Annotated in this window: 1 protein-coding gene; it reads right to left on the bottom strand. The window is 47.0% G+C overall.

The annotated features are described in order from the left end of the window. A partial coding sequence (locus tag A3763_RS22420; protein WP_068760549.1) for a sigma-54 dependent transcriptional regulator occupies positions 1-998 on the bottom strand: 998 nt, incomplete at both ends.

Here is a 998-nt window from a genome sequence, read left to right as displayed (position 1 = left end):
GAATGCTCTTTCGATGATATTTTCCAGTTCTCGTACATTTCCTGGAAAGCTATACTCTGACAGGCTCTCAAGTGCTGCATTGGAGAGCTTTGCGTCTGTGACGCCACAGTCCCGGGCTATCTTTTCCAGGAAATAGTCTGCGAGTAAGGAAACGTCTTCTTTGCGTTCCCTGAGCGAGGGTACATCGAGTTTGATGACATTAATTCGATAAAACAAATCTTGCCTGAAGCTGCCATCTTCAACGAGTTTGGCCAGGTCTTTATGGGTGGCGCTAAGAATTCGGACGTTAACTTGAACCTCTTCCTGTTCACCAACAGGCCGGATTCGCTTTTCCTGAATTGCACGTAAGAGCTTCACCTGCATTTCAAGAGGTAGGTCGGCGACTTCATCTAAAAATAGAGTGCCGCCGTCAGCTGCCCGAAATAGCCCGGATTTATCTTCGATTGCTCCACTAAAGCTACCTTTTTTGTGGCCAAAGAATTCACTCTCTACCAGCTCACTAGGAATAGCCCCACAGTTGACCGGGACAAAGCGGCCGGTACTAGCGCGAGGGCTGTTTTGATGAATCATTTTAGCGACCAGCTCTTTACCGCTACCTGACTCACCAGAAATATAAATTGGAGCTTGGCTACGTGCCAGTTTATCGATCTGTTTGTTGAGCTTCTGAATGGCTTTTGTTTTGCCTTTTATGTGCTCGGGTTGAGTGCTAGAGGGACTTTCGTTTGCCTTACGTTTTGATAACTCTAATGCGCTGGTCACCAGCCCTCGTAGCTGATTAAGGTCAACAGGCTTTGAAATAAAATCAAAAGCACCAGCCTTAAGGGCACTGATGGCTGTTTCGACGTTGCCGTACGCGGTAATCATGGCAACGGGCATATCGGGATGATTTTTTTGTATGAACGACACGAGATCAATGCCGTTGCCATCAGGCAAATTCATATCGGTGAGACAAAGGTCAAAGCTTTGTTCACTTAGGTAGGCCTTGGCGTCCATGATTG

It is taken from the genome of Oleiphilus sp. HI0128 (assembly GCF_001635365.1).
This window is presented reverse-complemented; position numbering and strand designations above follow the sequence as displayed.